Origin of the sequence: Bradyrhizobium sp. SZCCHNRI1009 (assembly GCF_032487575.1) — a bacterium.
In the GTDB taxonomy this organism is placed as follows: domain Bacteria; phylum Pseudomonadota; class Alphaproteobacteria; order Rhizobiales; family Xanthobacteraceae; genus Bradyrhizobium.
In genome coordinates, this window is sequence record NZ_JAUEUL010000025.1 from 1 (window position 1) to 24341 (window position 24341).

General features: G+C 64.9%; 19 protein-coding genes. 7 read left to right on the plus strand and 12 right to left on the minus strand.

Annotation, left to right across the window (positions count from 1 at the left end):
- The first annotated feature begins 641 nt into the window (after positions 1–641).
- Both QX010_RS28300 and QX010_RS28305 read left to right on the plus strand, forming a co-directional pair.
- Complete coding sequence (locus QX010_RS28300) at positions 642–1880, plus strand: efflux RND transporter periplasmic adaptor subunit (protein WP_410051987.1); 1239 nt, start codon at positions 642–644, stop codon at positions 1878–1880.
- A 42-nt stretch (positions 1881–1922) separates the two neighbouring features.
- Positions 1923–5045, plus strand: a complete 3123-nt coding sequence (locus tag QX010_RS28305; RefSeq protein WP_316183053.1) for a CusA/CzcA family heavy metal efflux RND transporter — start codon at positions 1923–1925, stop codon at positions 5043–5045.
- On the opposite strand, the gene QX010_RS28310 is transcribed toward QX010_RS28305, so the two are convergent.
- From QX010_RS28310 to QX010_RS28355, 10 genes are all read right to left on the minus strand, one after another.
- A complete protein-coding gene (locus QX010_RS28310) occupies positions 5042–5743 on the minus strand; it encodes an ABC transporter ATP-binding protein (RefSeq protein ID WP_315801237.1) in 702 nt (233 codons plus the stop codon). The genes QX010_RS28305 and QX010_RS28310 overlap by 4 nt on opposite strands.
- On the minus strand, positions 5740–7503 hold the full coding sequence (locus tag QX010_RS28315) for a branched-chain amino acid ABC transporter ATP-binding protein/permease (RefSeq protein WP_316183054.1): 1764 nt from the start codon (positions 7501–7503) through the stop codon (positions 5740–5742). The genes QX010_RS28310 and QX010_RS28315 overlap by 4 nt, the downstream gene beginning before the upstream one ends.
- 43 nt (positions 7504–7546) lie before the next feature.
- Entirely contained in the window at positions 7547–8383 is an 837-nt protein-coding gene (locus QX010_RS28320; RefSeq protein WP_315801235.1) for a branched-chain amino acid ABC transporter permease, read from the minus strand.
- 62 nt (positions 8384–8445) lie between these two features.
- Positions 8446–9609 carry a substrate-binding protein gene (locus tag QX010_RS28325; protein ID WP_316183055.1) on the minus strand — a complete coding sequence of 388 codons (1164 nt, stop codon included), beginning with the start codon at positions 9607–9609 and terminating at the stop codon, positions 8446–8448.
- A 46-nt stretch (positions 9610–9655) separates the two neighbouring features.
- Entirely contained in the window at positions 9656–10531 is an 876-nt protein-coding gene (locus tag QX010_RS28330; protein ID WP_316183056.1) for a nitrilase family protein, read from the minus strand.
- A 240-nt stretch (positions 10532–10771) separates the two neighbouring features.
- Positions 10772–11395, minus strand: a complete 624-nt coding sequence (locus QX010_RS28335) for an ANTAR domain-containing response regulator (RefSeq protein ID WP_316183108.1) — start codon at positions 11393–11395, stop codon at positions 10772–10774.
- Positions 11396–11409: 14 nt separating this feature from the next.
- Positions 11410–12585, minus strand: coding sequence for a transporter substrate-binding domain-containing protein (locus QX010_RS28340; RefSeq protein WP_316183057.1), 1176 nt, complete (start codon positions 12583–12585; stop codon positions 11410–11412).
- Positions 12586–13503: 918 nt separating this feature from the next.
- On the minus strand, positions 13504–14817 hold the full coding sequence (locus QX010_RS28345) for an ATP-binding protein (protein WP_316183058.1): 1314 nt from the start codon (positions 14815–14817) through the stop codon (positions 13504–13506).
- Positions 14814–15476, minus strand: coding sequence for a response regulator transcription factor (locus tag QX010_RS28350; protein WP_316183059.1), 663 nt, complete (start codon positions 15474–15476; stop codon positions 14814–14816). Before QX010_RS28350 ends, QX010_RS28345 begins: the two co-directional genes overlap by 4 nt.
- Positions 15477–15534: 58 nt before the next feature.
- Positions 15535–15864, minus strand: coding sequence for a PepSY domain-containing protein (locus QX010_RS28355; protein WP_316183060.1), 330 nt, complete (start codon positions 15862–15864; stop codon positions 15535–15537).
- 202 nt (positions 15865–16066) lie between these two features.
- Between QX010_RS28355 and QX010_RS28360 the strand changes: the two genes are divergently transcribed.
- From QX010_RS28360 to QX010_RS28380, 5 genes are all read left to right on the plus strand, one after another.
- Complete coding sequence (locus QX010_RS28360) at positions 16067–16822, plus strand: hypothetical protein (protein ID WP_316183061.1); 756 nt, start codon at positions 16067–16069, stop codon at positions 16820–16822.
- 50 nt (positions 16823–16872) lie between these two features.
- On the plus strand, positions 16873–17271 hold the full coding sequence (locus QX010_RS28365; RefSeq protein ID WP_316183062.1) for a hypothetical protein: 399 nt from the start codon (positions 16873–16875) through the stop codon (positions 17269–17271).
- A 94-nt stretch (positions 17272–17365) separates the two neighbouring features.
- On the plus strand, positions 17366–18139 hold the full coding sequence (locus QX010_RS28370) for a hypothetical protein (protein WP_316183063.1): 774 nt from the start codon (positions 17366–17368) through the stop codon (positions 18137–18139).
- A 481-nt stretch (positions 18140–18620) separates the two neighbouring features.
- Complete coding sequence (locus tag QX010_RS28375; RefSeq protein ID WP_315801229.1) at positions 18621–19703, plus strand: AI-2E family transporter; 1083 nt, start codon at positions 18621–18623, stop codon at positions 19701–19703.
- Positions 19704–20326: 623 nt separating this feature from the next.
- Positions 20327–21355 carry a fatty acid desaturase gene (locus tag QX010_RS28380; RefSeq protein WP_316183109.1) on the plus strand — a complete coding sequence of 343 codons (1029 nt, stop codon included), beginning with the start codon at positions 20327–20329 and terminating at the stop codon, positions 21353–21355.
- A gap of 102 nt (positions 21356–21457) precedes the next feature.
- On the opposite strand, the gene QX010_RS28385 is transcribed toward QX010_RS28380, so the two are convergent.
- Both QX010_RS28385 and ilvD read right to left on the minus strand, forming a co-directional pair.
- A complete protein-coding gene (locus QX010_RS28385; RefSeq protein ID WP_316183064.1) occupies positions 21458–21961 on the minus strand; it encodes a hypothetical protein in 504 nt (167 codons plus the stop codon).
- A gap of 286 nt (positions 21962–22247) precedes the next feature.
- Positions 22248–24089: a dihydroxy-acid dehydratase gene (ilvD, locus tag QX010_RS28390; RefSeq protein ID WP_316183065.1), complete on the minus strand. Its 1842-nt coding sequence runs from the start codon at positions 24087–24089 to the stop codon at positions 22248–22250.
- Positions 24090–24341: the final 252 nt, after the last annotated feature.

The window sequence follows — 24341 nt, forward strand, 5'->3', positions numbered from 1 at the left end:
ACCATCGCGCAGGGAAGGCCGGGCGTTCTCGGCTGCACCTGTGGTACCTGCCGCCTGCATTCTTTTCGCAGGCGGGCCGCAGGCGCCAGCCGGCGCCTGGCCTTCCCTGCGCCCTCTTCACGAGAGGGTGAAGCGATCGGCAAGAAAATCAGCAAGACTCGGACGCATCTGCGCCGCGAGACTGCGTCTTCATGTGCGCGTCCCAGTCACCTGATCGAGGCTGCCATCGATGATCGCATGGCCGTCAGCCATCGCAGGGCCATGGAAACCATGACTCGATTTTCGCGAACACGCACGACGTTGCGATCTCGCCCGAGCCGGAGCACAAAAGGTGAGGCCGGAGTAGAGGCGTACCCGCGGAGGTTGGCTCATCGACCGGCGACACCGTCCCGGCGATCCGCGGCGCCGTCGATGCGTCCATGGTGCGCCGCGGTGCAACCGCGATTGCCCGGAACGAGCTGAATGCAAGCTGAACGGCTGTCGTTGAACTTTCAAATTTTTAAAGCAAAACAGGGACGAGTTGGGCGATTTTTAGGTTGTTTAAAGCTCCAGTTCCGCACTATTAGCGCCACGATGAGACCGCCAGAGCCGGAATCGTCGACAGATAAAGCGAGCCTATCTGACCAGCCATGGCGTCTGACATGAACCCATCCCCGCAGATGCTCAGCACCAAGCGGCTGCTGATCGGCCTGGCTGCCCTGGCGGTGGCCGGCGCGGGCGGCTATGGCTATACGCAATTCCAGTCGGGATCGGCTGCGAAAGACAATATCGAGCTCTCCAGCCAGTCCAAGCGCAACGGCACCACTTTCACGCCATCGGCGGCGGAATGGGCGACGCTGACGATCGAGCCGGTCTGCGACAAGATTTTCCGTGCCGAGCACGTCACCGAGGGCAAGGTTGCCGTCGACGAGGACCGCTCGACGCCGGTGTTCTCGCCCTATGCCGGCCGCGTCACCAAGCTGTTGGCCCGCCCGGGCGACAACGTCAAGCAGGGCCAGCCGCTGTTCGTGATCGAGGCCGCCGACACGGTGCAGGCCCAGAACGATTTCATTGCGGCCATCACCTCGATGAACAAGGCGAAGTCCGCGCTCGATCTCGCCGACATCCAGTACAAGCGCGCCAAGGACCTGTTTGAAGGCAGGGCCATCCCGCTGAAGGATTTCCAGCAGGCGGAGGCGACCTCCGTTCAGGCCCAGAATGACATGCGGTCGTCACAAACGGCGCTGGAGGCCGCCCGCAACAAGCTGCGCATCCTCGGCTTCACGGATGCTGCGATCACCGATTTCCAGAGCAAGGGCGTGATCGACCGCGAGATCACGATCTATTCGCCGATCGCCGGCACGGTCGTGCAGCGCAAGGTCGGCCCCGGACAATACGTCAACTCCGGCGCGAGCGACCCGGTGTTCGTGATCGGCGATCTCTCCACCGTCTGGCTGACCGCGTTCGTCCGTGAGAGCGATGCGGCGCTGGTGAACATCGGCGAGGAAATCCTCGTCAACGTGCTGGCGCTGCCCGGCCGGCCGCTCAAGGCCAGCATCAACTACGTCGCCGCTTCGATCGACCCGGCGAGCCGCCGGCTGCTCGTCCGGGCGACCATCGACAACAAGGACGGCCTGCTGAAGCCGGAGATGTTCGCCAATGTGACGATCTATTCGCCAGGCGAGCAACCCGCCGTCGCGGTGCCCCGACAGGCGCTGATCTACGAAGGCAACCAGGTTCGCGTCTGGGTCGCCCGTCCCGACAAGTCGATCGAGCTGCGCAAGATCAAGACCGGTCTGATCAATGGCGATCAGGTCGCCGTCGAAAGCAATCTGAGCGCAGGCGAGCAGATCGTCACCAAGGGAAGCCTGTTCATCGATCGCGCAGCCTCGGGCAGCTGAGATGCGCGCCTCCCGCCTGCCTTCCTGAAAGTGCCGATCTGAATGGACCGCCTCGTCGCCATCGCCGTCCAGCGGCGCTTCCTGATGGTCGGAATGTTCGTCGCCGTCCTGATCGGCGGCCTGATCGCGTTCCGCCAGCTCAACATCGAAGCCTATCCCGATCCGACCCCGCCGATGGTTGACATCGTGACGCAGAGCCCGGGTCTCTCGGCCGAGGAGATCGAGCGCTACATCACGATCCCGATCGAAACCCAGGTTGCGGGCATCAAGAACCTGCGCACGATCAGAACGATCTCGTTGTACGGCCTGTCCGACGTCAAGCTGCAGTTTTCGTTCGACTACACCTACGACGAAGCTTTGCAGCAGGTGCTGAACCGGCTGTCGCAGCTGTCACCACTGCCGGGCAACGTCACGCCGCAGATCTCGCCCTTGAGCGCGGTCGGCGAAATCTATCGCTACCGGCTGCGTGGTCCGCCCGGCTACAGCGTGCTCGACCTCAAGACCTTGCAGGACTGGGTGCTGCAGCGGCGCTTCCGCGCCGTGCCTGGCGTCATCGACGTCACCGGCTGGGGCGGCAAGACCAAGACCTATGAGATCCAGGTCGATTTCAACAAGCTGGTCGCCAACGGTCTGACCCTGCCGCAGCTCTTGCAGGCGGTCGGCAACTCCAACATCAATGTCGGCGGCAACACGGTCGAGATCGGCACGCAGTCGGCGGTCGTGCGCGGCGTCGGCCTGATCCGCTCGATGGACGACCTTGCCAATACCATGGTGTCGCAGAGCGGCGGCAATCCGGTGCTGGTGAAGGACGTCGCCAACGTCACGGTGGCGGAGAAGCCGCGGCTCGGCATCGCCGGCCTCAACAACAACGACGATATCGTCCAGGGCATCGTGCTGATGCGGCGCGGCGAGCAGAGTTCGCCGACGATCGCGCGGGTCGAGCAACTGGTCGACCAGATCAACAACTCGACGATCCTGCCGCCGGGCGTGCGCATCGAGCGCATCTACGACCGCAAGGACCTGATCGACACCACGACCCACACCGTGCTGCACAACATGGTGGTCGGCATCGGTCTGATCGTGCTGTTGCAGTGGATCTTCCTCGGCAATCTGCGCAGCGCGCTGATCGTCGGCGCCACGATTCCGTTCGCGCTGTTCTTCGCCGTCATCATCCTGGTGCTGCGCGGCGAGTCGGCGAACCTGCTGTCGGTCGGCGCGATCGATTTCGGCCTGATCGTCGATGCCACCGTCATCATGGTCGAGGCGATCTTCCGCCGGCTGACGCAGACCACGCCATTGTCCGAGGCCGAGGAGAGTCACATCTCGCCAGAGACGATGATGGGCATGAAGAGCCACGCGATCCTGTCGGCGGCCGCCGACGTGTCGCGCTCGATCTTCTTTGCCGCCGCGATCATCATCGCCGCGTTCCTGCCGCTGTTCACCCTGAGCGGCGTCGAGGGCAACATCTTCGGGCCGATGGCGCGCACCTATGCCTATGCGCTCGCCGGCGGTCTGCTTGCGACCTTCACCGTGACGCCGGCGCTGAGCGCGATCATCCTGCCCGCACATGTCGAGGAGACCGAGACCCGGCTGATGCGGCTGCTGCACGCGATCTATTCGCCGGTGCTGCGCTGGGCGGTCGGCAACCGCAATCTGGTGATGACCGGCGCGATCGGTCTCGTGCTGCTGACCGTGGTGGTCGGCCGGCTGCTCGGGCTCGAATTCCTGCCCAAGCTGGAGGAGGGCAATCTCTGGATCCGTGCGACCCTGCCGCCGACGATTTCGCTGCAGGAGGGCAACGCCTACGTCAACGAGATGCGCAAGATCATCCGCGCGCGGCCCGAGGTCGATGCGGTGGTCTCGCAGCACGGCCGTCCCGACGACGGCACCGATGCCGCGGGCTTCTTCAATGCCGAGTTCTTCGCGCCGCTGAAGCCGGTGAAGGACTGGCCCGGCACCAAGGACAAGGATCAGCTTACCGCGGAGTTGCTGAAGCAGCTCGACGACCGCTTCCCCGGCGTCGAGTTCAATTTCTCGCAATATCTGCAGGACAACGTCTCCGAAGCCGTCTCCGGCGTGAAAGGCGAGAACTCGATCAAGCTCTATGGTAATGATCTGCAGGCGCTGACGGATACCGCCAACAAGATCAAGCAGGTGCTGTCGACGGTGCAGGGCATCACCGATCTCGCGGTGTTCACCTCGCTCGGACAGCCGACCGTGCAGATCGACATCGACCGCGCCAAGGCGGCGCGCTACGGGCTCGCGCCTGGCGACATCAACGCCACCATCAAGGTCGCGATCGGCGGCGACACCGCGGGCGATCTCTACGAGCCCGGCTCCGACCGGCATTTCCCGATCATCGTTCGTCTGGCGCCGGAATATCGCAAGAGCGCGGAGGCGATCGAGAATCTGCGCATCGGCGCGCAGGGGCCGAACGGCATTACGCAAATTCCGCTGAGCGAGGTCGCGACCATCAAGCTGGTCTCGGGCGCAGCCTATATCTATCGCGAGCAGCAGGAGCGCTATCTGCCGATCAAGTTCTCGGTGCGCGAGCGCGACCTCGGCAGCGCGATCCAGGAGGCGCAGCAGAAGGTCGCCGACCAGGTGCAGTTGCCGCCGGGCTCGCATGTCGAGTGGGTCGGCGAGTTCGGCAATCTGCAGGATGCGATCAAGCGGCTGTCGATCGTGGTGCCGATCAGCCTCGCGCTGATCGGCGTGCTCCTGTGGTTCAATTTCGGCTCGATGGCCGATACCTTGCTCGCCATGAGCGTGATCCCGATGGCGATCTTCGGCGGCGTGGTCGGCCTCGTCTTGACCGGAATCCCGTTCAGCGTCTCGGCGGCGATCGGCTTCATCGCCTTGTTCGGCATCGCCGTGATGGACGGCATCATCATCCTGTCGCAGTTCAACCAGCTGATCGACGAGGGTGTCGACCGCATCGAGGCCGTCATCCGCACCGGCGAATTGCAGTTGCGTCCGGTGCTGATGACCTGCGTCGTCGCCGGCATCGGCCTGATGCCGGCCGCGGTGTCGACCGGCATCGGCTCACAGGTGCAGAAGCCGCTCGCGATCGTCGTGGTCACCGGCATGATGCTGGCCCCGATGGTCATCCTAATCACGCTGCCGGTGCTGATCTCGCTGTTCTCCCGCCGAGGCGTTCGCTAGATCCGCATGTGCTCGTCGATGCGCGCGGCGGAGTCACGGTCGACAGCGGCGGCATCGACGATCTCGCCGCGCTTGAACACGAGGTATCTGTCGCTGATCGAGAGCGCGAACGGCAGATGCTGCTCGACCACGATCATCGAGGTGCCGATCTCGCGGCGAGCCCGCACCAGCACCTCGGACAGCCGGTCGACGACGGACGGCTGCAGACCTTCCGTGACCTCGTCGAGCAGCAGCACGTCGGGCTTCGCCATCAGCGCGCGCGCCACGATCAGCATCTTCTGCTCGCCGCCGGACAGCGTGCCGGCCCGCTGGCTGAGCCGCTTGGTCAGCACCGGAAACCAGCCGCCGACCTGCTCGAAACGCGCGGTCATGTCGTCGTCCGTGAGCACGCCGAGCCTGAGATTGTCGCGCACCGACAGATCCTGGAACAGCGCATGCTCCTGCGGCACATAGACCAGCCCCATCTTCCGCTTCAGATGCGGCGCTATCCGCGTCACGTCCTTGCCTGCAAGTCTCACTCGGCCGCGCCAGGCCGGCAGGAAGCCGACGATGGCCTTGAGCAGCGAGGTCTTGCCCATGCCGTTCTTGCCCACGATGGCGAGGGTTTCGGCTTTGCCGAGCGCAAAACCGACATTGCTGATCACCTCCGACGAGCCGTAGCCGCTTGCCAGCTCGTGAACATCCAGAACGCTGCTCATGCGAGGGCCTCCGCATGCGGAACATGCTGTCCGGTGTATATTTCGCGCACCAGCTCGCTGTTCACGACCTCGTCGACCGAGCCGTCGAGCGCGAGGCGCCCCTGGTGCAGCACGATGATGCGCGAGGAGATCTCGCGCACGAAATCGAGATCGTGCTCGACCAGGAGAATGCAGAGCCGGTCGCGGCGGGCGAGGGCGGTGAGGATGTCGGCGAAGCTCTGCCGTTCCGCGCGCGTCAGTCCGGCGGTTGGCTCATCCAGCAGCAGCACGTCGGGCTCGAGCGACAGCACCATCGCGAGCTCGAGTGCCTGCTTGAGCCCGTGGCTCAGATTGCGCGCTTCCTCATCGAGCCGCTCGCTGAGCCCGGAGCGTTCGACGACCGACATGGCTGCAGGCGGCAGCGCCAGCGTCACCGCGCGCGAGGTCAGTGCGGGAGGATCAGCATGTGTCCGCGCGACGCGCAGGCATTCTGCGACGGTCAGCGTCTCGAACACCGATGCCGTCTGGAACTTGCGTCCCAGGCCAAACCGAACGACGCGATCCGGCGGCAGCCGTACGATGTCGTGGCCGGCGATCGCGACGTCGCCGGTCGAGCGTTCGCGGCCGTCGGACAGGCAGCGGATCAAGGTGGTCTTGCCAGCCCCGTTGGGACCGACGAGGCTCAGCAATTCGCCGCGATATGCCGTGAACTGCACGCCGTCCAGCACTGCGAGACTGCCATAATGCTTGCCGAGCGCGCGAACTTCGATGGCAACGGCGTCCGGATTGCTGACCGCCGTGGCGGCAGCGGCCGGGCGCAGCGTCGTCGCAGTGCGCCGTCCCGAACCGCCGCGCTTGACCAGGCGCATCACAGCGCCAAGCAGGCCGTCCGGGAAGACAAGGATCACGATGATCAGCGCAAGCCCGACGATCAGCTCCCACACATAGGGGAGGCTATTGGCAAGGTAGGCGCTCGCCACCTCGATGCACAGCGCGCCGATCACCGGACCGATCACGGTGCCGCGGCCGCCGAGCGCGACCATGATCACGAGGTTGGTTCCGAAGCTGAAGCTCGCGTTTTCGGGCGCGGCGATACCGCCGAATCCGGCATAAAAGAATCCGGCCAGCGCGGAGACGATCGCGGACAATACCAGCACCGTGATACGCAGCCGCGACGTGTCGATGCCGAGATAGGTGCAGCGTGCGTCGTTGTCGCGCAGCGCCGCCAGCAGACGTCCGGTGTCACTGCGCATCACGACGAGCGCGAGCGTCGCCGTCGCCAGCAATCCGAAACCAGCGAGTCGCAGCCAGGTCTCGATCTCCAGATCGAAGCTTTCGAAGCCGACAAGTCCGCTCGACGAGCCGGTGAATGTGCCGCCGGAATAGAGGATCTGCACCAGCACGATCGGCACCACCAGCGAGATCACGGAGGCGTAGAGCGGCGTCGAGCCAGGGTAGAACGACAGCCAGCCAGTGAAGGCGGCGACAGCGGCCGCCACCACCACGGCTGCGCCGATCGCGGCGCAGATCTGCCAGGGGCCGAAGCCATATTCGGTGAACATGATCGCGAGCGCATAGGCGCCGATGCCGAAGAAGGCGGACTGGCCGAACGTCAGCGTGCCGCAATAGCCCCACATGATGTCGACGGTGATCGCCGCGATGGCGACGAAGCAGGCGCGCACCAGGATGTTCACGAGGTAGGTATCGAGCAGCAGCGGCGCCACGACGATCACGCCGGCGGCGAGCGCGACCAGCAACGCGGGGACGATCAGGAGCGGCATCGCGCGCTTCGTTGGGGACACAGGAGAGGCGAGGGGGCGCGCATCAGGCACGGGCAAAACCCTCCGGGCGGATCCGCAGCACGACGGCGGCGCAGATCGCGATGGTGAGACCGCCGAGGATCGGATTGACGAAGGTCGAAACCAGGACCTGAAGGGTGCCGAGGACCGCGCAGGAGCCGGCCAGCGCCAGCAGCGAGCCGCCGGACACCATGACCAGCATGAACGCACCGATCAGCCAGGGCACGCCCATGTTCGGGTCGACGCTCGACAGCGGCGTGATCAGTGCGCCCGACAGCGCGGCGAGCCCGCTGCCGAGTGCGAAGGTGATCAGCCTGACCCGTGAGGAGTCGACGCCGAGGCCCTGCGCCAGCATCTCGTTCATGATCACGGCCTTGGTCGACAGACCAAGCCGCGTGCCGTTGAGAAGAGCGGTGAACAGCAGGCCGACGATGATGGCCGCGGCGATCATCACCAGCCGGTAGGCCGAATAATCGGCGCCGAACAGATGCACCGTTCCCGAGATCGGCGCTTGCACAAACTGCACCTCGCGGCCGAACATCAGCGTGATGAGCTGCCCGAGTACGATGCCGAGGCCCCAGGTGGCGAGGATCGCATCGAGCGGACGCTTGTAGAGCCGGCGGACGATCACGATCTCCGTCACGCCGCCGCAGACCGCGCCGGCGACGAAGGCGAGCGGCAGGATCAGAAACCACGGCAGGCCCAGTTGCGCGCCGACCAGGGCTGCATAAGCGCCCACGGTCAGGAAGGCGGCATGGGCGAAGTTGATGATCTTCATCACGCCGAACACGATCAGAAGGCCGGCGGCGATGATGAAGAGCATGGCGGCCGTCGTGACGGCATCGAGGGCGACGGTCAGCATGGTCATTCCCGGTCGAGAGGTTGCGGGGCGGACGCGCGTCCGCCCCGCGGGAGGATACGCGATCAGGACTTGCCCGGGCACTGCGCTCCGGGATCGACGTTCGCAAAGCTCTGGATCACCTTGACGCTGCCGTTGGCCTGGACCTGGCCGAGATACATCGTCAGCGGCGCATGGCGCTGCTTGTCCATCTTGATCGTGCCGCGCGGGCCGTCGACCGAGACCTCGGCCAGCGCCTTCAGCACCTTGTCCTGGTCGGTGCTGCCGGCCTTCTCGACCGCCGCCTTGTAGGCGTACACCGCCTCATACTCCGGAACCGACAGATCGTTCGGCGTCTTCAGCTCGGCACCAAACTTCTTGGCCATCGCCGCCAAAAAGGTCTTGTTGGCGGGGGTGTCGATGCCCGTGACGTACGAGGCCGACAGATAGATGCCGGCGGCATCAGCACCCATGCCCTTGGCGGTGCCCTCGTCGACGGCGAGGTTGCCGTAAGGCAGATTCACGCCGGCGGCGCGCAGTTGCTTGGTCAGGGTCACGTTCGGCGCGCCGCCCGCCGTCGAGGTGATCAGCGCGTCAGCCCCGGAAGTCTTGAGCTTGGAGATGATCGAGGTCCAGTCCGAGCCGTCCATCGGCAGATATTCCTCGCCGACCACCTTGCCGCCGGTCTTCTCGATGTAGCTCTTGGTGAAGCCGAGCATGCCGCGGCCGAAGGCGTAGTCGGAGCCGATCAGGAAATAGTTCTTCGCCTTCTTCTCCTTGTTGAAGTAGTCGACGATCGGCGGCACCTGCTGGTCCGGCACCCAGGCGTTGACATACAGATAGGGGCTGCAGGACTTGCCCTCGTAGAACGAGGTGTAGATGTAGGGCGTCTTGCCGCGGGCGACGATCGGCAGGCCGGCGTTGCGGGCCGCGCTGGTCTCCATCGAGATCAGCACGTTGACCTTCTTCTGAAAGATCAGCGCGTCGAATGCCTTCTGGGCGCCGGCCGCGCCCGAGGCGTCATCGGCGACCTCGAGCGCGAGCTTGCGGCCGAGCACGCCGCCCTTGGCGTTGATCTCCTCCACCGCGAGCTCGGCGGATTGCACCACCGACGGTGCAACGACGGAGTTGGCGCCCGACAGGCCGACGGGAACGCCGATCTTGATCGGATCGGCGGCCAGAGCAGGCGAGAGTGCCGTTCCCGCCGCAAGGGCGAGCGCCAGCGAGGTGGTGATCAAACGCGACGTCATCGATTGTCCTCCGTGAATGGTCGAGATGAAAATTGCCGTGGAGCAGTCAGTACCACCCCCGTTTGACCTCGCTGCCGAGCATCTCGTCATAGACATCGGAGCGGCGGTCGCGCAGGACCTGGTTGAAGGCGTTCCAGTTGCGGGCGCGGCGGGCCTCGCCGAGCGAGACGTCGGCGACCACGATCTCCTCCTTGTCCCGGCTCGCGGGACCGGCGACAGGCCAGCCGGTGTAGCTGACGATCAGGCTCTGACCCTCGAACGGCTGGCCGCGCTCGATGCCAACGCGATCGGCGCAGGCGATGAAGATCGAGTTGGAATGTGCGGCGGCCATGGCGAGAATGTTGGCCATCGCCTCGCGGCCCGGCGCCTGGCCGGGGATCGGCACCCAGTTGGTCGGCACGCAGACGATGTCGGCGCCTTGCAGCGCATTGAGACGATAGCTCTCGGGGAACCAGCCGTCGTAGCAGATCGCCATGCCGATGCGGCCGATCTCGGTGTGGTAGACGGGGAAGCCGAGATTGCCGGGCTCGAAATATAGGTTCTCCTCGTTCCACAGGTGCACCTTGCGGAACTTGCCGATATAGCCGTTCGGTCCGATCAGCACGGCGCTGTTGTAGAGCTTGGCGCCGTCGCGCTCGCAGATCCCTGCCACGAGATGCAGGCCGTGCTCGGCGGCGATCTCGCTCCAGGCGGTCACTGCGGGACCGCCTGGAATGGTCTCGGAGGCGGCGAAGGCCTCCTCGCGCGATTTGAATACGTAGCCGGAGGAGGCGAGCTCGGGGAGCACCACGAGCCTGGCGCCTTGCGCCACGGCCTGGTGAATCAGGTCGAGGCTGTGGGCGAGGTTGGTTGCCAACTCGCCGACCATCGGCTGCATCTGGATGCAGGCGATCCGCAGTTTGCTGTCGTCATCCGTCGTCAAGGCACGAGTCTCCGTTGCGTTCGCGAGGGTCGCGCGCGCCAAACAAAAAGCCCCCGACTGCGCCTTGTGGCGCAATGCGAGGGCTGCATAGCCTGATGTGAAATGGCCGACCGGCCATTGGCGGACATCCGATGTCCGCGACGTCCTCAAGTAATTCCCATGCTTGATACGAAGTCAACGCCATCGGCTGCAAAAATTTCGGGCCGCGGCTGCCCAGCGCATGAGCGCGGAAACACCCGCTCAGCGCGAGGCCGGCGCATCCAGCACACCCAATCCGCCGAGCGTCTCCTGCGCATTGATGATCGAGATCGCGATATCCGCCATCGCGACGCGCTTCTGCGTCGCCTGCGCGCGGATCAGCTCATAGGCCTCGACCTCGCCGACCTGCTTCAGCCCCATCAGGATCTTCACCGCCTTGTCGACGTCGCGCCGCGCCTTCAAGGTCTCCTCCAGCTTCTGCACCTTGCTCTCGAGCCTGCGCGTGTAGCCGCGCAGCGAGCGCGCGAGCACCAGCGACGACAAGATGCCGAACGAGCGGATCGGCTTGTTGACGACGCCATGCGCGTTGCTGTCGAGCAGCCGCTTCAGGATGGTCGGATTCTCGTAGTCGACGATGGCGATGAAGGTGAGGGGATGCTCGCTGGTGCCTTCCGGAAAGATCATCTCCTCCGAGGTCTCGATCAGCTGGAACACGGTGTCGATGTCGTGCGGGATCGCGGCCGGCGGCGGCCACACGCCGCGCACGTTGCAGCCGATGCGCTTGAGCTGGTCGATCAGCGCATCGCCCTCGGCATCGCGCGGATGGATCACCAGCACGCGCGCGCCGCGCAGCTCCTCGATCAGCCGGCGCACCCCCGGCTTCATGCGGTCATCCGGTCTCATGCTGAGAGCGCCTCTTCGCTCAGCCAGCGGCCACCGATCGGCGAGACTGACAGATACGGGTCCGGCTTGATCGGGCTTTTGCTCTCCCAGACGATGTCGAACTGCCCGTCGGCGCGCACGCGCCCGATGCGCGGCGTGGTCCAGACGTGGTTGTTGTCGGGATCGATCCGCATCGGTCCCTCCGGCGCCTCCAGGCTGAGGCCGAGCGCGGCTTCGACCAGCTTCTGGGTATCGAGGCTGCCCGCCTGCGCCAACGCCAGCGCGAACAGCTTGATCTGCGCATAGGCCGAGGCGCTCCACATGCTGACCGGCTTGTCGGCGCCGAAGGCGGCCGCGAACGCCGCCTTGAAGCGGTCGTTGCTGTCGCGCGCGAGCGTACCGAAATAGCTCGCCGCAGTGAGGTGGCCGGCGCAATATTCGGGACCGATGGCGCGGACCTCGCCCTCGGCCATCGTGAGACTGGCGATAGGCAGCCGCTTCGGGTCGAAGCCGGCCTGCGCATACATCCGATAGAAGCGCTGTGCGGTGCGGCCGACGATGGTCGAGAACACGACGTCGGGCGCGGCATCCCTGATGGCATTGAGGCCGCGCGAGAGCTCGGCATCGGTCGCCTCCATCGCCACATATTGCTCGCCGACGACGCGGCCCGCATAGGACTCGACGAGGTCGCGCATGATGCGGTTGGATTCGCGCGGATAGATGTAGTCCGAGCCGATCAGGTAGACGCGCGGGCCATGCTTGCGCACGATGTATTCGGCAAGCTGGAACGCGTTCTGGTTCGGCGCCGGCCCGGTGTAGATCACGTTCGGCGAATATTCAAAACCCTCGTAGAGCGAGGGATACCACAGCAGGCCGTTACGACGCTCGATCGCCGGCAGCACCGCCTTGCGCTCGGCCGAGGTCGAGCAGCCGAAGATGACGGAGGCGCCGTCCTCGGTCAGCAGCCGATCGGCGAGCTTGCGGAACGTCTCAGGCTGCGAGCCCGGATCATAGGCGATGACCTCGATCTCGCGGCCGAGCACGCCGCCGTCCCGGTTGATCTCCTGGATCGCCAGCGCGGTGCCGAAGAAATGCTCGGACTCCGTGACCTCCATCAGGCCGCTGCGTGAGAACAGCACGCCGACGCGCCAGACATCCTTGTCGGATGATTTTGCGGTCGGTCTCGTCGTCATCATCATGCCTCCAGGTCGACGGGCCGGTCGCGCCGGCTCGGAAGCGCTGTTTATTGCGACTCATCGCGCGGTTGGCAACCGGGGCGGAGGCCGCAGACGAGGATCCGGATCAGGACGAGCCGCAGCATCGCCGCGACGCCCAGTGCGTCCGGGTCATGCGATAGGCGGGCCCTCGTGACATGATGAGGGCGCAGGGAATGCCGGGCGCTGGCCGCACCCATGGCCCGCCTGCAGAAAAAAAGCAGGCGGCAGTCACCACAGGTCAGCCGAGACATCCCGGCATTCCCTGCGCGGAGGTTTTAACGCTTATACGCGCTCTCCTCGGTGCACCGGGCTTGTTGGCCACCGTACGCGACGACGCGCTTCTCGCACGCCGCCGCGGGGACACCAGCTTCGGGGTGTCAGGACCACGCGACTTCACGTCCGCAAGTGCATCGTTCGTCCGCACATGATGCGCGCCGATGCCCTCACGTCCACCGCATTGCCGGCCCAACGTATCGTGACGACGCGTACGTCCCTCATCCGGACCGGAACGCGGGCAGCATACGCCTGATTTGCTGATTTTCGGAAGCGATTTATTTTTCGCGCAGGCTCTTGAAATGGGCGTTGTTGTTGAGCGTTCAGGCCAAATCCGCGTTTCAGCGCACCGCTTCGCCGCACATTGGGACGCTGTTTACGAAGCTGCCGTGCCGGCGGCTAAGCCGGGAATCCCTAGCCAGCCGCGCCTGGCCGTCCGTGGTCATCTTTCGTACGGACCCGTCGAGCCTGGGGTGACGAGGTGCCTGGTTCAAAGGCCGCATGCGGTGCGGATTTTCGTGCAGCGGGGCTGCCTGCAACCGCTGCCGGGTGAGATTCACGTGGTAGGCGGCGCGCCGCGCCGTCATAGTCCGAACCGAACAATACCAGGGAAGCAGGTCACTATGCGGGCACCTTGTCCGAGGCGGGCAAGCGTAGAATGACGCGAAGGCCGGAGCGATCCGCCTCCACGATATTTTCGACGTAAATCGATCCGCGATACCTCTCGACGATGCGTTTGACGATCGAGAGACCGAGCCCCGATCCTTCGCCGCCGGCCTGTCTCGACCGGAAAAAAGGCTCGAAGATGCGGTCGAGATCCGATGGCGGGATGCCTGGCCCGGTATCTTCGATCTGCACGATCGCTGCTTCGCCCTCCCGATAGATACCGATATCGACGCTGCCGCCGTCTGGGGTGAATTTGATCGCGTTTTCGATCAGGTTCCGAACGGCCGATATGACGAAGAACGGCGTGCCTTCCACCACGACCGTCTCGGCCATCGTGAAGCCGACGTCTATGTCGCGGGTCGCGGCCTCCGGCAGAAGATCGGCCACCACGCCCTTCGTGATCCTGTCCAGCTGTACCGGCTCGTTGGTTGCCGGCGTTTCGGCGTCGTGACGGGCGAGGGCCAGAAGCTGCTCCAGCAGATGCTTCGTTCGCCGCATACCGCTTTTCAAAGCGGCGAGGCGTTCCCGGGACGCCGCCGGCATCTCCATGAGGTCGAGATTTTCCGCCTGCAGGCTGAGAGCCGTAATCGGCGTCCGGAGCTCGTGGGCCGCATCGTCGATGAAGCGCCGTTGCTGCTCCATCATGGCGCGCATGCGCCGAAGCAGACCATTTATGGAGTCGAGGAAAGGTTGCAACTCGCTGGGGGCGGTCGCGGCCTTCAATTGTTCGATATCGTCAGGCTTCCTCGCATCCAGCTCGCCGGCCAGAACGACCATGGGCCGCAGGGAGCGGGCGATCACGATCGCGATGACCAGCATCAGGCACGGGATCAGCGCGAGGATGGGAAGCAGCGTGCGCAGCGCCATATCGCTCGCGAGCTCGGTCCGGATTTCCGTTCGTTGCGTGATTGCGAGCCGGGTCCCGTCGGGACGCGTCCGGAGCAGAGCGCGCACCGGTTGCCCCTGATACGTATCGTTGTGCAATCCATCCCGAAGACCCCAGAACCGGCGATTGTCGGCCGGACCATGCGGGAGCTCGCCCAATTCGACGACGGCGATCTCCGACTCGGCGTCGACCCCATTGAGCGGCTGGCTCTGCCTGATCGGGGAGCTCAGCGCGAAGACCCCGATCTGGTTGAGGACGGAGTCCTGCATCTCGATGGCCTCGTCGTAAGCCCAGACATATGCAAACGCTCCTCCGACCGCTCCTGCAACGACGATGACGGCAGTGAGTCCGGCGAAGAGGCGGCCGCGCAGCGATCCGATCATGTGGAGCGATCCACCATCCAGCCGACGCCTCGAACGTTTCTGATCGACGTATTGCCGAGCTTCTTTCGCACGGCGTGGATCAGGAACTCGACGGCGTTGCTTTCTACTTCTTCGCTCCATCCGTAGATATGTCCCTCCAGCTCGCTTCGGGACAGGATCGTTCCAGGCCGTGCGAGCAGCGCCCGAAGCAGCGCGAATTCGCGCGCGCTGAGAACCGCCTTTTCCTCGAAATAGGAGGCTTCGCGCGTCGCCGGGTCGAGTTGGAGCTTTCCGTTCGTCAGAATTGGCGCCGCGCCGCTGCCCTCGCGCCTCGTCACCGCGCGCATGCGCGCCAGCAACTCCCCGATCTCGAACGGCTTGACGAGATAGTCGTCGGCTCCGAGATCGAGACCTCTGATGCGGTCGTCCAGGGCGTCACGCGCGGTCAGTATGATCACCGGCAGGCGCGCGCCGCCGCTGCGGACTTTCCGCAGTATCTCCAGGCCGTCGATCTCGGGCAGGCCGAGATCGAGCAGCGCGATATCGTAGGTCTCGCTTCGCACCGCGTCGATCGCGAGTTCGCCGTCCCGCACCCAATCCACCGCGTAGGCGGCGTCCTTCAACGCCTGCGAAACCGCGGCACCGATCATCGCGTCGTCTTCCACGAGCAATACACGCATCTGTCCGTCCCCGAACGGCGACCGGAAGATAAGCCTGCCGGCCGCCGAGCACCTTCGATCAATCGGCCTTGTCGTTGTCCTCGTCGTCCCTGTCCGCCGCAGACGCCACGATCGTTCCCTTCTCCGGATCGACCTTGACGTCGGTCACTCCGTTGTCGGCCTTCACTTCGACGTCGTAGACCCAGCTTCCATCTTTCTGCTTTTCGTATTCCGCCCGGACCGCCTTGCCCTTGGCGTGCCTCTCGGCGATGTCGATCGCGGACGGCAGCGAGACCCTGGCCGATGCGATCGGACCGGCATCATTCGCGGCCGTGCTCGGAGTTTCCGCCGAAGCCGCGACGACCGTCAACAGAAGGATCGAGCAGGCGGCGATTGGTGAACGTAGCATTCCGTTTCTCCGTTTCATGTCCCCCTCCGGCGCACCATGACGATCGCGACTTAGGAGCGACTTAGCCGCGTTCGGAGGCCCGATCCTCTAAGGCGGAGCTAAGTCTGAGCAGGCACCTTGCATGGCAACGACGCAACGTCGCCAGACCAGATCGAACAGGAGTTGTGCGGAAATGCCCGGGAACGAATCGACAGGCCACAGGATGCTCAACAAGGTCCCCGAGGTCACCCTCGTCTTCTGGGTGATCAAGATCATGTCGACCACCGTCGGCGAAACCGGCGCTGACTATCTTGCCGTCCATGTCGGGCTGGGGACGACGGTGACCGGCCTCGTCATGGCGGGCCTTCTCGCAGCGGCGCTCGCGGTCCAGCTAAGCATGAACAGGTACGTGCCCTGGATCTACTGGCTGACCGTGGTCCTGGTCAGTGTGGTCGGCACCCAGATCACCGATGCGCTGACCGACAAGCTCGAGGTCAGTCTGTATGTCAGCACGGTGGCGTTTGCCATCGTCCTGGCTGCGATCTTCGCGGTCTGGTACGCGTTCGAACGAACGCTCTCGATCCATACCATCTTCACGACGAGGCGCGAGGCCTTCTACTGGTCCGCGATTCTCTTCACGTTCGCGCTGGGTACCGCCGCGGGAGACCTCGCGACCGAGGCTTTGGGGCTTGGCTTCAACGTCGGCGTCTTTGCCTTTGCGGGTCTGATCGCCGCCGTCGCCGCTGCCTCCATGCTGGGCGCGAACGCCGTGCTGACCTTCTGGCTCGCCTACATCCTGACCCGCCCACTCGGAGCCTCGCTCGGAGACCTCCTTTCGCAGTCGCGCGAATATGGCGGACTCGGACTAGGCACCATCCATACCAGCCTGGCTTTCCTCACCGTCATCATCGGGCTGGTCGCATGGTTGTCCTTCGAAGGCGACCGCCCCCGGAAGACCGAGGCCTTCCTGAGCGAATGACCTCGTTCCCCGCAAACCGATCCAACCCAGACCACCATCGGAGTGTAACAATGAAGAAGACCCTGTTCACGAGCACCGCAGTCATCCTCGCCCTGTCCATCGCCCAGTTGGCCCCGGTCGCCGGCGGAGGCGCTTTCCTGGTGCCGCGCGCGGAAGCGGCGCAGTCGAAGCTCGGCGACCTGACTGCCTTCAGGAGCATCGCCGCCGAAGTCGCGGCTCTCGTCGACAAGGGAGACCTTTCGGGCGCCAAGACCCGCATCAAGGATCTGGAGACCAAATGGGACGAGTCGGAGGCTGGCCTGAAACCGCGCGCTGCAGCCGACTGGCACACCGTCGACAAGGCGATCGACCGGGCGCTCGAAGCCGTCCGCGAGACCAAGCCGGACGCAGCGAAGTGCAAGACGGCCCTCGCCGATCTGCTTTCGGTGATGGACTCCATGAAGGCCTAGCCCGCGTCTCCAGAGCCGGTGGCGGCCCATTTCGCGATGTGCCGCCACGTTCCGGCGCACCGGAGCGATCTACAATCAAGTGAAAGACCCCCGCATGAACGACGGCATCGAGACGAGCAAGGTTCCGGAAGTGACCCTGATATTCTGGGTCATCAAGATTTTGGCGACGACGCTTGGCGAGACGGGTGGCGACGCCGCTTCGATGTCGATGAAACTTGGATACGGGGTAAGCAGCGCCATATTCATCGCCCTGTTCCTCGTTGTTGTCGCCGCCCAGATCGCGGCAAGACAATTTCGCCCCTTCCTCTATTGGTCGGTCGTCATCGCCACGACCACGGCCGGCACGACCGTGGCCGACCTTGCCGACCGCTCCTTGGGAATCGGATATGCTGGCGGCTCGTCCCTTCTTTTCGCGCTGTTGATGCTCTCCCTCCTCGTCTGGTACCGGTCGGAAGGATCAATCTCGGTCAACACCGTTTCGACGCCGCGCATCGAGGCGTTCTATTGGATATCGATCCTGTTCTCTCAGACGCTGGGTACCGCGCTTGGGGACTGGGTGGCCGACACCAACGGTCTCGGCTACGAACGCGGCGCGCTCGTCTTCGGCGCCGGCCTGGCGGCGATCGCGGCTGCCTACTACTTCACCTCGCTGTCGCGCACGACGCTGTTCTGGGCCGCCTTCATTCTCACCAGACCGCTTGGTGCGACGCTCGGCGATTTTCTGGACAAGCCAATCGCGAACGGCGGGCTGGCGTTCAGCCGATACTACGCGTCGGCAATCCTGGCGGCAGTGATCATCGGATGCATCGCGCTCCTCCCGCAGCGAGCCGGTATCTGCCCAGGCGAGCGCTTGAGCAGCCGGGTCTAACGCACGCCATCTCGGAAGTCCTTCGGCGCGACCCGCCCTACGACCTCATAGCAGCGCGCAGGGCGGATTGCCGTAGCACAATCCACCATCTTCTCGCGCCAAGCTTTCGGCGGGTTACGCTGCGCCAACCCCCGCCCTGTGAACTGATCTGCTGGTGTTCAGAAGCGATTGATTTTTCGCGGAAACTCTTGAAATTGGCGTTGTTGTTGAGGGTTCAGGCGAAATCCGCGTTTTGGCGCACGCTCTCGCCGCTGCCCCGGAATGACGGCGGGGAGGCGGGGGCGTCCCTGACACCGCGCGTGATATGAGCGCGACGCGATGGTGGATGTCATGCAACGTGCCGCATCGATCTCGCGACCAGCTTGGAGCCCGAATGGCGCCTGCCCGCGTTGACCCCTGTTGGATTCGGCGATAGCCGACTCGCGATGCTCGAAAGACCACGGCACGCGTCCAGATGTCGCGGCCAGACTGGAAAGTTGACATGCGCAGCTTCGAAGACCGAGTTCTGTTGTTCCTGCTCGTGGTGATCACGCTGCTGCTCGGCTGGATCCTGCTGCCATTCTACCCCGCCGTGCTGTGGGGCGTCGTGGGGGCCATCGTGTTTTCTCCCCTCCACCGCCGATTGTCGCGGTCGATGCACGGCAGAGATGGGCTTGCCGCAGCCGTCGCCGTACTGCTGGTCGTCCTGATCGTCATTCTGCCGCTGTCGCTGATCGGGGCGGCGCTGGCGCAGCAGGCCTCCGGTGTCTACGGCCAGGCGCAGTCGGGCCAGTTGGACCTCGGGCAGTATTTCCAGAAGATGCTGGAGGCGCTTCCGACATGGGTGGTCGATCTCCTCAACCGTTTTGGACTCGGCAGCCTGGCCGGACTGAAGGACAGGCTGTCGGCCGGCCTGCTGAAAGGCAGCCAGATGATTGCGGGCCAGGCGCTGAACATCGGCCAAGGGACCTTCGAGTTCTTCGTCAATCTGTTCCTCATGCTGTATCTGCTGTTCTTCCTGCTTCGCGACCAGGAGGCGTTGTCGGCGCGTATCGCCAACGCCATTCCGCTGCGCGCGGAGCAGCGGCACGCGCTGCTGGGCAAGTTCACGGTCGTCATTCGCGCGACGGTGAAGGGCAATCTGGTCGTGGCGCTGGCGCAGGGCGCTCTGGGCGGTCTGATCTTCTGGTTCCTCGGCATCACCGCGCCGCTGCTATGGGCCGTCGTGATGGCGTTTCTGTCGCTGCTTCCGGCTGTCGGAGCAGGGCTGGTGTGGTTTCCGGTCGCGCTCTATCTGCTGGCCACCGGATCGGTCTGGCATGGCGTGATCCTGATCGCCTATGGCGCCCTGGTGATCGGGCTTGTCGACAATCTGCTGCGTCCCCTCCTGGTCGGCCAGGACACCAAGATGCCCGACTATGTCGTGCTGATCTCGACCCTCGGCGGGATCGAGGCGTTCGGTCTGAACGGCTTCATCATCGGGCCGGTCATCGCCGCAATGTTTATCGCGATCTGGAACATGTTCTCCGACGCGCGCGGCGATGGGGCGTTCGTGCACGACACCACGCAGGGTACTGGACGATGAGGCACGTCACGATGGGCCGATGACCGCCACCGTGAGGATGACTCGAATTCTGCTCCCGTCATTCCCGGGCAGAAGCGCCAGGGGCCGGCCCGGATTCATGACCACCAAAAGGCCGTCATTGGCGGGATCATCGCTGCGCTCGTCGTCTCGTGCAGTGGCGGCTGCGGAGCCCGGGCCCACCCCGCAATAACCCGGAGAAAACGGCGCAGCGCCATATCGTCGCGGCAAACAAGAGGGAATTAACGGATCGTAATCCGCCATCTCCTAGCAATGCGGAGTCCGGCGGGTTACGTTGTACGATCTGTCCTGCGCGCCCTTGACCTCTTTCCTGCGGGCATGTCTCAGACTGCTCTTCCAGACCGGCTCATCGTCGGGCGCACGATGAATCATTTGGCTTCGACCCCCGGTTGAATCCGCGAAAGCTCTGGTTTCGAACGCCTGCGGCGGTCCGCAGGGGTCCATTTGGCCGCGGTCGCGCCATGCGCGATCGCCAAGAACACAAGGTGGAGACGACATTGCAGTTCGATCAGCCAGTCGCGATGGCGACTGTGCCGCCCAAGGACCGCGCCACGCTGCGCGCCGGCGACGACGAGGGCCGCGCGGCGGCCGACGCAAGGTACTGGATGCAGATTCTCAGCAGCTATCGCACGCCAAACCGCCTGCGCAGCGTGACCGAGCTGGTCATCACGGCCGTGCCGCTGGTGGCGCTGTGGACGGCCGCCTGGTTCGCGTTCTCGCTCGGCCATGCCTGGGCGTCGTTGCTCATCGCGATTCCTGCCGGCGCCTTTCTGGTGCGTCTGTTCATGATCCAGCACGATTGCGGCCACGGCACCTTCTTCGCCGGGCGTCAGGCGAACGACTGGGTCGGCCGCATCCTGGGCGTGCTGACCCTGACGCCTTATGACTGGTGGCGGCGCACGCATGCGATCCACCACGCCAGCAGCGGCAACCTCGACAGGCGCGGCATCGGCGATATCGATACGTTGACCGTGCGGGAATATCAGGCGCGGTCGAGCTGGGCCCGGCTGCGCTACCGGCTTTACCGCCATCCCCTGGTCATGTTCGTGGCCGGTCCCGCTTACCTGTTCTTCCTGCAGCACCGTCTTCCGTTCGGTCTCATGCGGGCTGGCTGGTCGCCCTGGGTCAGCACGATGGCCACCAATCTCGGCATCGCCCTGGTGGTCGCCGGGCTGATGTGGCTGATCGGCATCCAGGCGTTCCTGGTCGTGCATCTCCCGATCATGCTGCTCGCCGCCATGGCCGGGGTGTGGCTGTTCTACGTCCAGCATCAGTTCGAGCACACCGTCTGGGAGCGGGGCGAGCGCTGGACGCAGCAGCAGGCTGCGCTCTACGGCAGCTCACATTACGACCTGCCGGCATGGCTGCACTGGCTCACCGCCAACATCGGCATCCACCACGTCCACCATCTCTCGAGCCGAATTCCCTATTACCGGCTGCCGGTCGTGCTGCGCGATCATCCCGAACTGCGCGAGATCGGCCGCATCACGCTGCCCGAGAGCCTGCGCTGTGTCCGACTGGTGCTGTGGGACGAACAGCAGCGCCGGCTGGTGTCGTTCCGCGACGCCGGAGCGGAGGCCGGAGCATTGGAGCTTCGGACAACGACACCGAAGCTCGCTGGGTCACAGCCATAGTACGTAGATTAGGCAGGGGCGCGCGAGCGACCTGCCCACATACAAGTTCTGAGCCGGCGGGTTGAGCCGTCAGATGGAAACCCAGGCGCGACCGCGCGCGTCTCAGGCCGCGCCGCTTTGTTTGGCCGGTGCCTGTCGTTGGGCCGCCGACCAGGATGCGTGGAACCAGCCGCCGAGGCCCCAGGGGTGAGTCCGTTCCAACCAGATGAACGGTCCCATCGGCGTTTCAAACTTGCCGGGCTGGGGCCCGACCACACCCCGACCATGCAGCAACTCGCCCTGCCAGCCTTCGTTCTTGGAGCCTTCCGCGCCGACATGAAGCCGGTAGGCCCAGGGCTCGGTGTCCATGATGACGTTGCCCTGCGCCGTCTTCATCCAGGCAATGGTGTCGGCGTGGATCGCACCAAAGGGATGGAAAGGACGGTCCTCGGGGACGCCGACGAACACGCCGACGCCGGTCTTGACCGTCGCGCCGGCGGCGATCGTCACGGGCTCGCCCTTCTGATCGTACAGCACGCCGTGCCAGTTCTGCGATTTCGTGCCCGGCGCAGTGACGATGATCTGGTAGGCGAGGCGCGGCTCGTCGAGGAGCGGCTGTTGTGACATGATCGTCTCCCATCCATGCGGGCCGGACGTGACCGCCGGGACGCGTGCGGCCCTATGCTGACACAGTATCGGCACGGCGCTAGATCGGGCGTTGACCTGAATCAACCATCACGAGTTGAATGCAATTTCAGATTGAGTAAAAGGCTGGTGCGGAGTGTCAGCGGACGCGCCGTGCCCACCGCCCGTCGGTCGTAGTAATCGGCCTCATAGTAGGACGGCAGGCACGCATCTGCCTTCACTCTGTCGAGCGAAGGCAGATGCTTTCTCCGTCCTGCGGGCTAAAGGCTCAATCCCTCACCACGCGCACGGCGCCCTTCGCGGCGCTTGAGGCGAACGCGGCGTAGGCCTTCAGCGCGGTCGAGACCTTGCGGGCGCGCTTGGCCGGCTTCCAGGCCTGGTCCCCCCGGGCCTCCATCGCGGCGCGGCGCCGGGCGAGCTCCTCATCCGACACTGCGAGATGGATGGTGCGGTTGGGGATGTCGATCTCGATGCGGTCGCCGTCCTGCACCAGGCCGATCAGGCCGCCCTCGGCGGCTTCCGGCGAGACATGGCCGATCGACAGCCCCGAGGTGCCGCCGGAGAAGCGGCCGTCGGTGATCAACGCGCACGCCTTGCCGAGGCCCTTCGACTTCAGATAGCTGGTCGGATACAGCATCTCCTGCATGCCCGGGCCGCCGCGCGGGCCCTCATAGATGATGACGACGATGTCGCCGGCCTTGATCTTGTTGGTGAGGATCGCTTCGACCGCGGCGTCCTGGCTCTCCATCACGCGCGCAGGACCCGAGAACTTCAGGATCGAGGCATCGACGCCCGCGGTCTTCACGATGCAGCCGTCGCGCGCGATGTTGCCGGTCAGCACGGCCAGGCCGCCATCCTTGGAATAGGCATGCGCGAGGTCGCGGATGCAGCCCTTCTCGCGGTCGAGATCGAGCTCCTGGTAGCGGCGGTCCTGGCTGAACGCGACCTGCGTCGGCACGCCGCCGGGGGCGGCCATGTAGAAGTTCTTGACGCTCTCGCTCGCCGTGCTGCGGATGTCCCAGCGCTCCAGCGCTGATGCCAGCGAGGCCGAATGGACGCTCGGCAATTCGGTGTGCAGCAGGCCGGCGCGGGCGAGCTCGCCGAGGATGCCCATCACGCCGCCGGCGCGGTGCACGTCCTCCATGTGCACGTCGGCCACGGCGGGAGCGACCTTGCACAGGCAGGGGACCTTGCGCGACAGGCGATCGATGTCGGTCATCGTGAACGGGATCTCGCCCTCATGCGCGGCGGCGAGCAGATGCAGCACGGTGTTGGTCGAGCCGCCCATCGCGATGTCCATGCTCATCGCGTTCTCGAACGCCTTGAAGTTGGCGATCGAGCGCGGGAGCACGGACGCATCGTCCTGCTCGTAATAGCGGCGGGCGAGATCGACGATCAGGTGACCGGCCTCGACGAACAGGCCGCGGCGGTCGGCATGCGTCGCCAGCACCGAGCCGTTGCCGGGCAGCGACAGGCCGAGCGCCTCAGTCAGGCAGTTCATGGAGTTGGCCGTGAACATGCCGGAGCAGGAGCCGCAGGTCGGGCAGGCCGAGCGCTCCATGACCTCCACGTCGGCATCGGACACCTTGTCGTCGGCGGCCACGATCATCGCATCGATCAGATCGACCTTGCGCAGCTTGCCCTCGATGTTGACCTTGCCGGCCTCCATCGGACCGCCGGAGACGAACACCGCGGGGATGTTGAGCCGCATTGCGGCCATCAGCATGCCGGGCGTGATCTTGTCGCAGTTGGAGATGCAGACCATGGCGTCGGCGCAATGCGCGTTGACCATGTATTCGGTGCTGTCGGCGATCAGCTCGCGCGACGGCAGGCTGTAGAGCATGCCGTCATGGCCCATCGCGATGCCGTCATCGACCGCGATCGTGTTGAACTCCTTGGCGACGCCGCCGGCCTTCTCGATCTCGCGGGCGACCAGCTGGCCGAGGTCCTTGAGGTGGACATGGCCCGGCACGAACTGGGTGAAGGAGTTGACGACGGCGATGATCGGCTTGCCGAAATCCTCGTTGGTCATGCCGGTGGCGCGCCACAGGCCGCGGGCGCCGGCCATGTTGCGGCCATGGGTGGAGGTGCGGGAGCGATAGGCGGGCATGACGGGTTTCCTCAGGCGTTCCTCGAAAGGCAATGTTGGTCCGCGGGCCGGCAGGCCGGGCCGGACAGACGGAATGATGCGGCGAGGCATACAGCGAAGTGCTTGATGATTCGACCCTAAATTTCGCCGTTCCGGGATGCTCCGCGGGCAGGGCCGGCGCGCGGCTGTCCACAGCCGCAGGTCCCCGTTCGGCGCAGTCACGACTTTGTGGCTACGCGGGGAACAGGAAGGGCGCTTAGATTTGAACGGTAG